Origin of the sequence: Rhodococcus sp. LB1 (assembly GCF_001583455.1) — a bacterium.
Lineage (GTDB): Bacteria > Actinomycetota > Actinomycetes > Mycobacteriales > Mycobacteriaceae > Rhodococcus_F > Rhodococcus_F opacus.
Window position 1 is genome coordinate 1 of record NZ_LTCZ01000211.1, and the last position, 9,294, is coordinate 9,294.

Genomic DNA, 9,294 nt, shown 5'->3' on the forward strand with positions numbered 1-9,294 from the left:
CGATCCGTACGAGCGGATCGTCGTGGCCAACGCCCAGCAGCTGCTGATCGTCGTGGCGCTCGCCGACCCGCCGCCCCGGACGGGATTCGTCGAACGTGCACTGGTCGCCGCATATGCGGGCGGGTTGAGTCCCATCGTGTGCCTGACGAAGAGCGATCTCGAGCCGCCCGAGGAGTTCGCGAGCGCGTTCGCCGACCTCGACGTCCCCGTCGTCGTGGCCGGTCGCGACGATCCGGTCGACGAGGTCCTGTCGATGCTGTCGGGCCGGCTCACCGCGCTGATCGGCCACTCGGGGGTCGGGAAGTCGACTCTCGTCAACCGCCTCGTGCCCGACGCCGACCGGGCCGTGGGTGTGGTCTCCGGCGTCGGCAAGGGCCGGCACACGTCCACGCAATCGGTGGCGCTGCCGCTCCCGACGGGCGGTTGGGCGATCGACACCCCCGGCATCCGGTCGTTCGGGCTGGCCCACATCTCCCCGGAGAACGTGGTGGCCGCGTTCTCCGATCTGGCCGCGGCCATCGAGGACTGCCCGAGGGGATGTACCCACCTCGGGCCGCCCGCGGACCCGGAATGCGCCCTCGACCGGCTGGAGGGCAAGGCCGCCAAACGCGTCGACGCGGTCCGTCACCTCCTCACGGCCATCGCGTCCAACGAAGCCTGGTGAGGGACGAACCGCGTCTGTAGCGGAACTTTCTAGCGGGACAGCAGCGCGCGAAGACCGCGGCGCTTGCGGGTGCGCTTGATCGCGGTACTCAAACCCTGACGGCGACCGGTCACGGGATCGATTGTCGCCGTGGTGTTTCCACCGAACTTGCGCTCCGACGCCGTCTCCGGCGCGTCGTCCGCGGTCGCCTTGAGGTACTTGTTCGGCAACGACAGCTTGGCGATGGTGCGCCACGACTTCGCGTACTGCACGAGGAAGGGCCCGGTCGTGTACGGCAGGTCGTACTTGTCGCACAGTTCCCGCACACGCACGGCGATCTCCGAGTAGCGATTGCTGGGCAGGTCGGGGAACAGGTGGTGCTCGATCTGGTAGCTGAGGTTGCCGGACATGAAGTCCATCAGCTTGCCGCCCTCGATGTTCGCGCTACCGAGCATCTGCCGCAGGTACCACTGGGCCGGCGTTTCCTTGTCGATGTCCGCCTTGGTGAACTTCTCGGCGCCGTCCGGGAAGTGCCCGCAGAAGATGATCGCGTTGGTCCACACGTTGCGGATCATGTTCGCGGCGATGTTGGCGGTGAGCGTGCTCTTCCACGCGGGGCCCGTGACCGCGGGGTGGACGACATAGTCCTTGAGGATCTGCTTGCCGACCTTCTCGCCGACCTCGCGGAGCTTGCGCTGGGTCTCCTCGCTCGGCACGCGCCCCTTGGCTACCTTGCCGAGTTCGAGATGCTGTGCCGCGATCCCGTACTCGAAGAACAGCGCGAGCAGCGTGTTGTACAGGAGATTGCCGGTGTTGAACGGCTTCCACCGCTGGTCACGCGTGACGCGCAGCAGTCCGTATCCCACGTCGTCGTCCATGCCGAGGACGTTGGTGTACTTGTGGTGAATGTAGTTGTGCGTCTGCTTCCAGTGAGCGGACGGTCCCGTCACGTCCCACTCCCACGAGGTGGAGTGGATCTCGGGATCGTTCATCCAGTCCCACTGGCCGTGCATGACGTTGTGGCCGAGTTCCATGTTCTCGATGATCTTCGAGAGGGACAGCATGGCTGTGCCCGCCAGCCAGGCGGGACGCCGCTTGCTCGCGAAGAGGACGGCTCGGCCACCGATTTCGAGGGAACGCTGCAGTCTGATCGTGTTTCGCACGTACCGCGCGTCACGCTCCCCGCGGGACTCTTCGATATCGCGCCGGATCGCATCGAGCTCGCGTCCGAGCGACTCGATGTCGGCTTCGGTGAGATGTGCGTATTCCTTGACGTCTGCAATCGCCATGGGGGACCTCCTCCTGGCTGGGTCGACAGTTCACACCCGAAAGGCGCTGACTCGACCTACCGTACCGTAAGTTACGACACCGTAGGTTACCTGAGTGTAGGTGTGAGTGAAATCACCGTCGGCGTCGAGGAATCTTGGCCTCCGCGCGAGCGCGCAACGCCGACAGCAGACCCCGCCGCTGCCCCGTGACGGGATCCGTGCGCAACGTCTCGACCATGGCGGCACCCGCATCACGGGCGTCGCGGAACTTCCGTTCGGAGGACGTCTCCGGGGCGTCGTCCGCCGTCGCCCGCAGGAACCGGTCGGGCAGGGCGAGCTTGTGGATCGTGCGCAGAGCCAGCAGGTACTGCTTGGCGAGCGAACCCGTGGTGTACGGCAGGTCGTACTTCTCGCACAGCGCCCGCACCTTCACGGCGATCTCGGGGTACCGGTTGCTCGGCAGGTCCGGGAACAGGTGATGCTCGATCTGGTAGCTGAGATTGCCGCTCATGAAACCCATGACCTTGCCGGAATCGAAATTGGCGCTGCCGAGCATCTGCCGGAGATACCACTCGTGCCGGGTCTCGTTCTCGTACTCGTCCACCGTGAACTTCTCGGCACCGTCCGGGAAGTGCCCGCAGAAGATCACCACATAGGCCCACAGATTCCGCACGAGATTGGCGGTGGCGTTGGCCGTCAGCGTCGACTTCCACGCCGGCCCCGCGAGCACCGGGAACAGAAGGAAGTCCTTGCCGACCTGACGGAAGATCTTGCGACCGAAATCCTTGTTGGCCTGGGAATTGAGCTGACCCTTCTCCGCGCCCTCGAGCTCGGCCGCGAAGGTGAGGTCGTGGAGCGCGATCCCCCACTCGAACGTGGCGGCCAGGATGATGTTGGCGAACGGCTGCAGCAGATTGATCGGCCGCCACTCCTCGTCGCGGGTCATCCGGAGGATGCCGAACCCCACATCGGAATCCATTCCCACGATGTTGGTGAACGTGTGGTGGGAGTAGTTGTGCGCCCGCTTCCAATGCTCCGAGGGGCCCGTCTGATCCCACTCCCACGACATGGAGTGGATCTCCGGATCGTTCATCCAGTCCCACTGGCCGTGCATCACATTGTGGCCGAGTTCCATGTTCTCGATGATCTTCGAGAGGGACAGCATCGCGGTGCCCGCGAGCCAGGCCGGGCGATAGCGGCTTCCGAACAACGCAACCCGGCCACCGAGCTCCAACAGCCGTTGCGCCCTGATGGCCCGGCGGATGTAGCGGGCGTCGCGAACGCCCCGCGAATCCTCCACGTCGAGCCGGATCGCATCCAACTCACGCCCGAGCGATTCGATGTCCGCTTCGGTCAGATGCGCGAACTCTTTGATGTCGGTGATCGCCACCGTGCTCCTCCGTCTGGTGAGAGTCCGAGAATAGCGGAGTCAGGTGAACAACACGCCCACGCTTACGCGTCGAGCGTGCAGTCCCCTGCCGCCGCGGAGATACAAGTCTGGACTCGGTCACCTTCGGCGTGCTGCTTACCGGACCTCAGGTCGATGGCGTGCCCGGCGAGAATCGGCACGACACAGGTCTGGCAGATACCCATCCGGCAGCCGAACGGCATCAGTGCCCCGACCTGCTCACCCGCCTCGAGAAGAGTGGTGGCACCGTCGATCGTCACGGTCTTGTCGGCCTTGGCGAACGTGACGGTCCCGCCCTCGCCGGACGTGTCCGCGCGGGAGACGGCGAACCGCTCGAGGTGCAACTTGTCCTCGATGCCCTCGTCACGCCACAGCGTCTCGATCTCGTCGAGCATCGGCAGCGGCCCGCACGCCCACGTCTGCCGTTCGCGCCAGTCGGGACACACGTCGTCGAGCGAGGACAACGCGAACTTGCCCTGGCTGCGGGTGAGCTGGATCTTGCACCGGAAGTCGTCGTGCTCCTCGTGGAGCCGGGTGAGTTCGTCGGCGAACATCACGTCGGCGTCGGTGGGGGCGGAGTGGACGTGGAAGACGTCGGGAAGCTGACCGCGCCGGTTCATCGTGCGCAGCATCGCCATGACGGGAGTGATGCCGCTGCCCGCGGTGAGGAACAGGATCCGCTGCGGCGGCGGGTCGGGCAGCGCGAAGTTGCCCGTGGGGGTCGCGAGCCGCACGATCGTTCCCGAGGGCACACCGTTGACGAGGTGACTCGACAGGAACCCCTCGGGCATCGCCTTGACGGCGATGGAGATGAGCTTGTCGTCCCAGTTCGGCGGCGAGGTGAGGGAGTACGAGCGCCAGTGCCAGCGTCCGTCGATGTGCAGACCGATGCCGATGTACTGGCCGGGCTCGTAGTCGAAGTCGAATCCCCAGCCCGGCTTGATGACGATCGTGGCCGAGTCCGCGGTCTCCGCGCGCACCTCCACGATCTGTCCGCGCAGTTCGCGAGCCGACCACAGTGGGTTGGCAAGATGTAGGTAGTCGTCGGGCAGCAACGGCGTCGTGAGCCGTGCCGCCGCACCCCGCAACCAATTGAGCTTGGACCGCTTGGCGGGCACAACCGCTGCTGCGGGCGCCTCGATCCAATCCTTCAGACCCATCCGACCTCCACCTTTTCCGTCATGACCTACGCTACCGTAGGTTATCAAGTTACGGTACCGTAGGTTACCCCGAGGTAAGAGGACGCACCGGTCAGAGTAGTTCGAGGAGGAACGGAAGCTCCTGAGTGGCGTACCACGCCAGGACATGATCCTCCGCGTCACCGAGAACGAACTCGGCGTCGGGGTCCCCCAGATCCGCCTCGTCGATCGCCGACACGGCCCGTTCGATGTCCGGCTCCGCCTCCGCGAGATCCACGTGCACCGACGCGACCGTGCCGATCGTCACGGGGCCGGGCAGCCGGACCACGGCGTCGTCGAGGTCCGGCCGCGGCGTCACGTCGTCCACGTCCGCGGCGACCACGGCGCGACGGAAGCGAACCCCGTCGCTCCCGCTCTCCCCCACCCGGCCCGCGATCAGTCGCAGCGAGGCCCGGGCGGCCTCGGCCATCGCGACCTCGGCCAGTTCTTCGTCGTCGCCCGACGAGTACGCCTCGCGGAGGGTGGGAGTGACGGCGAAGGCGGTCCGGCTCATCGGATCGAACTCCCGGTCGGCGACGAGCCGCTGGAGGATCTCGATCGTCGCGGGAACGTACACCCTCGTCATGCGTCACCCGTCATTCGCACCGCGGACTTCTCACCGGCTGGCATCCAACAACTCCTCGAGAGATTCGTACAGCAGCGCCGCCACCACGTCCACGTCGGCCATGGCGTCACGGTCTGCATTCAAACCGTAGTAGACGTTGCCGTCGTAGGACGTCAGGCCGATGCTCAGAGTCTGGTTTTTCAGCAGCGGCGACACCGGATACATCTCGAGCATCCGCGCACCGCCGACGTACAGCGGCAGCTGCGGTCCCGGCGCGTTGGTGATCATCAGGTTGAACATCCGCTGCGAGAAGCTGCTGGCGACACGGGCACTCATCGCGTGCAGCGTGGCGGGCGCGAATCCCGACAAACGCACGAGGGTCTCCGCGGTGACCCGCTGGCTCTGCTTGGCGTGCGCCTCCATGGCGTGCGCCACGTGCGACAGCCGCACCACGGCATTCGGTTCCCCGACCGGCAGGTCGATGAGGAACGACGACACCATGCTCCGCGGATCCGCCCACTCGCCGCGGCGTGACGCCTCGTCGTCGGCCTCGGGATCCGTCGCGTACACGGACATCGGGACCATGGCCCGGACCGTGGTCGACTCGGCCACCGGCTCGCCGCGGGAGAGCAGCCAGTACCGCATCGCACCCGACACGACGGCGAGGATGACGTCGTTGACCTCGCACCCGTACTGCGCGCGGATCTTCCGGTAGTCACCGAGTTCGGTCTTGACCACCGCGAAGCGCCGATTGCGTGAAATGGTCGCGTTCAGCGGACTCGTGGGCGCCACCTGCGTGGCGGTGCGCACGACGGCGGCGACCTTACCGACGGCGCGCACGGTCTCACCGAGCGCAGACGCCATGTCACCCAACGTCATCCGCAGCGCCGCCAGCCCTTCGCCCGGCCGCGCCACCATCTCCGCCAGCGCCCCGGCGATGAGAGTGGACTCGCTGGGGGCTGGGCTCGGCATCCACAGTTCCTCGGCCATGGGCCGCCGGGTCTTCGCCGGGTCCAGAATCACCTGACCGATCTCGAGCGCCGTCTCACCGTCGACCAGCGAGGAATGGGACTTCGTGAAGATGGCGAAGCGATTGTTCGACAACCCCTCCACCAGGTACATCTCCCACAGCGGTCGCGTGTTGTCGAGCGGCCGGGACGTGAGCCGTGCGACCAGATCGTGCAACTGGGCATCCGATCCGGGCTTCGGCAGCGCCGACCGCCGGACGTGGTACTCGATGTCGAAGTCCTGGTCGTCCACCCAGACCGGCCGCGACAGACCCAGCGCGACCTCCCGCACCTTCTGCCGGTAACGGGGTACCAGGCTCAGACGTTCCTCGACGAGGCTCAGTAATTCCTCGTAGGACAACCCGTTTCGCGGCTTGCGGAAGATCGCGAGCGAACCCACGTGCATCGGCGTACTGCTCGCCTCGAGAAAATAGAACGACGCGTCCTGCGTAGTCAGTCTCGTCACCATGTCGGCGCCTGTCCCCCTTGCATCCCGTCTCGATCGACCTCGAGAAGTATCGCTATCTCGTCCGCGGTGGCGCCGCCGTCGACGTGGTGGATACCCACCATCCCGACGGCAACCGCACCCCGGACATTGGCCGACAGGTCGTCGACGAAGATACAGTCCCCCGGGGCCAGACCGAGCGCGTCGGCCGTCAGCCGGTAGATCCGCGGATCAGGTTTGGCGACACCGACATCCCCGGACAGCACGACCTGATCGACCAGCCGGCCGTCACCGAGTTCCCGCAGCCACTGCGCGCCGGGACCACCGGGATCGTTACTGAGGATCGCGGTCCGCACCCCACGACTCCGGGCACCGGCGAGGACGGACGACAGGCCGTCCATGTCCGAACCGGGACCCGCGAGAACGCCTCCGAAGTCCAATATCAATCCCCGCACGTCCCCACCCTAGGGTCCGCTCCCCGGTTCGGCGACACGACGACGGGATCCGTGCGAGTATGACCGCTACGACGGCCGTCTCATGCCGAAACCGGGGGGTAAGAAATGAGTGAGTCCTACACGTTCCTGTCACGGGTGCCGCGCTTCGAGCCGGCAGCCGGTGACGTTCCCGCACCGCCTCTGCCGGGGCGTTCGGCGGCGCCGTCGGGCGGGCGTCACGCGTCCGGGCGCGGCAGGCACCGCTCGTCGCCCCACTCGGGGGCGTCGCCACGCACCGCCACGACGCAGACGGGAACGCTGCCTCTTCCCTCGCCGGACGTCCAGCGGTTCACGGAGCAGGCGTTCCGGCTCGTCCTCGAAGTGCTGGATCGGCGCCGCAATGTACGGCAATTGCGGCCGCTGGTGACGCCGTCGCTCGTCGACGTCGTGCGCACGCTCGCGCTGTCGGAGTCGCCCGCCCGGCGACTCGGTGTCGCGACGCTCGTCCGCGTGCACCTGCGCGCGGTGGAGCCGTGCGCGTTCGAGGCCTTCGGCACCTACGGCCGGGGACCGCGGATCTTCGTGATCGCAGCCCGTGTCGAACAGCAGTCCGACACGGGCTGGACCGTCACCTCGCTGGTGATCGGCTGATCGTCTTCTTCTGCGGTCAGCGCTTGCGCTTGGTCCGCGGGGCCTTCTTGCCCTTGGACTGCGACCGCGCGGCCTCACGCCGCTGACGACGGGTTCCGGCGTCGGCGGCATCGTCCGATTCGGCGGCTCCGCGGCGGCTGAGCTGGGCGTTGCCGTCCTCGGCAGGCCCGGAGTACGTGAGCCCGCGGGGCTCGCCGTCGTCCAGTCCCTTCGCGCGGAGGGCGGACGGTGCCGCCGTGCCCTGCGCCTGCTGCGCCGCCTCCTGGGTGGGCAGTGGCCGCGGGGCTGCCGGCGCGGGCGAGGCCGACGCCGTCGCCGCTGCGGAAGCCGCGGTGACGCTGACGCCCGGGGCCTGTGCCGCCTGCGGGGCGGCCGCCTCGACCTGAAGGTTGAACAGGAATCCGACCGACTCCTCCTTCAGACCCTCGAGCATGCCGCCGAACATGTCGAAACCTTCGCGCTGGTACTCGACGAGCGGATCACGCTGGGCCATCGCCCGCAGGCCGATGCCCTCCTTGAGGTAGTCCATCTCGTAGAGGTGTTCGCGCCACTTGCGGTCGAGCACGCTCAGCAGGACGCGACGCTCCAGTTCGCGCATCGATCCCTCGCCGGCGACGCCGTCGATCTCGGCCTCGCGCCGGGCGTAGGCGTCGTGCGCGTCCTTCAGCAGGGTCTCGCGCAGCTCGTCGGCGGTGATGTCGTTGGTCTCACCGTCGTCGCCGTCGCCGACCAGTTCCTTGTAGTCGAGGCCGACCGGGTACAGCGTCTTGAGGGCCGTCCACAGTTGTTCGAGATCCCAGTCCTCGACGTATCCCTCTGCGGTGGCGCCGTCGACGTAGGCGGTGACCACGTCGGTGATCATCTTCTCGACCTGGCCCTCCATGTCCTTGCCTTCGAGGATCTGGCGGCGTTCGTTGTAGATGACCGTGCGCTGCTGGTTCATCACCTCGTCGTACTTGAGGACGTTCTTGCGGATCTCGAAGTTCTGCTGCTCGACCTGCGTCTGAGCGCTCTTGATGGCCTTCGAGACCATCTTCGCCTCGATGGGAACGTCGTCGGGCAGGTTGAGCCGGGTCATGATCGACTCGAGTGCCGCGCCGTTGAACCGTCGCATCAACTCGTCGCCGAGCGACAGGTAGAAGCGCGACTCACCCGGATCCCCCTGACGGCCGGAGCGGCCGCGCAACTGGTTGTCGATACGCCGGGACTCGTGCCGCTCGGTGCCGAGGACGTACAGTCCGCCCGCCTCACGAACCTTGTCCGCGTCGGCCTTCACCTCGGCCTTGACCTGGTCGAGGACGTCGTCCCACGCCGCCTCGTAGTCGTCGGGCGTGTGGACGGGGTCGAGTCCCTGCTTGCGGAGCGCGATGTCCGCGATGATGTCGGGGTTGCCGCCGAGCACGACGTCGGTGCCACGACCGGCCATGTTGGTCGCCACGGTGACGGCGCCCGACCTGCCGGCCTCGGCGATGATCTGGGCTTCCTGCTCGTGGAACTTCGCGTTCAGCACGTTGTGCGCCACGCCGCGCTTGGTGAACTGCTTCGACAGGTACTCGGACCGCTCGACGCTGGTGGTACCGATCAGAACGGGCTGGCCCTTCTCGTGCCGCTCCACCACGTCGTCGACAACGGCGACCTGATCTACAAGACCGAGGAAGCCAAATTCGACGCCGTCGTCGACGACGTGGTGGAGCG

General features: G+C 66.9%; 9 protein-coding genes. 2 read left to right on the forward strand and 7 right to left on the reverse strand.

What is annotated here, in order from left to right; genetic code table 11:
* A partial coding sequence (gene rsgA, locus AZG88_RS25735; protein WP_061699603.1) for a ribosome small subunit-dependent GTPase A occupies nucleotides 1-664 on the forward strand: 664 nt, incomplete at its 5' end.
* A gap of 29 nt (nucleotides 665-693) precedes the next feature.
* On the opposite strand, the gene AZG88_RS25740 is transcribed toward rsgA, so the two are convergent.
* From AZG88_RS25740 to AZG88_RS25765, 6 genes are all read right to left on the reverse strand, one after another.
* Entirely contained in the window at nucleotides 694-1,932 is a 1,239-nt protein-coding gene (locus AZG88_RS25740; RefSeq protein WP_005240079.1) for a fatty acid desaturase family protein, read from the reverse strand.
* A gap of 112 nt (nucleotides 1,933-2,044) precedes the next feature.
* Nucleotides 2,045-3,301: a fatty acid desaturase family protein gene (locus AZG88_RS25745; RefSeq protein ID WP_061041172.1), complete on the reverse strand. Its 1,257-nt coding sequence runs from the start codon at nucleotides 3,299-3,301 to the stop codon at nucleotides 2,045-2,047.
* 62 nt (nucleotides 3,302-3,363) lie between these two features.
* Nucleotides 3,364-4,479 (reverse strand): ferredoxin reductase, encoded by a 1,116-nt coding sequence (locus AZG88_RS25750; RefSeq protein ID WP_005240076.1) that lies wholly within the window; start codon nucleotides 4,477-4,479, stop codon nucleotides 3,364-3,366.
* A 91-nt stretch (nucleotides 4,480-4,570) separates the two neighbouring features.
* On the reverse strand, nucleotides 4,571-5,083 hold the full coding sequence (locus AZG88_RS25755) for a DUF6912 family protein (RefSeq protein WP_009479537.1): 513 nt from the start codon (nucleotides 5,081-5,083) through the stop codon (nucleotides 4,571-4,573).
* A 30-nt stretch (nucleotides 5,084-5,113) separates the two neighbouring features.
* The gene (locus AZG88_RS25760) at nucleotides 5,114-6,538 is read right to left on the reverse strand and encodes a WS/DGAT/MGAT family O-acyltransferase (protein WP_061041173.1); all 1,425 of its coding nucleotides are present in this window, start codon (nucleotides 6,536-6,538) and stop codon (nucleotides 5,114-5,116) included.
* Nucleotides 6,532-6,969 (reverse strand): HAD-IA family hydrolase, encoded by a 438-nt coding sequence (locus AZG88_RS25765; protein ID WP_025432293.1) that lies wholly within the window; start codon nucleotides 6,967-6,969, stop codon nucleotides 6,532-6,534. The genes AZG88_RS25760 and AZG88_RS25765 overlap by 7 nt, the downstream gene beginning before the upstream one ends.
* A 105-nt stretch (nucleotides 6,970-7,074) precedes the next feature.
* Here AZG88_RS25765 and AZG88_RS25770 point away from each other — a divergent pair, with 105 nt between their 5' ends.
* The gene (locus AZG88_RS25770) at nucleotides 7,075-7,599 is read left to right on the forward strand and encodes an Rv3235 family protein (protein ID WP_061041174.1); all 525 of its coding nucleotides are present in this window, start codon (nucleotides 7,075-7,077) and stop codon (nucleotides 7,597-7,599) included.
* Nucleotides 7,600-7,615: 16 nt separating this feature from the next.
* Here AZG88_RS25770 and AZG88_RS25775 read toward each other — a convergent pair.
* The coding region (locus AZG88_RS25775) for a preprotein translocase subunit SecA (RefSeq protein WP_442971751.1) at nucleotides 7,616-9,294 on the reverse strand (1,679 nt) is incomplete at its 5' end.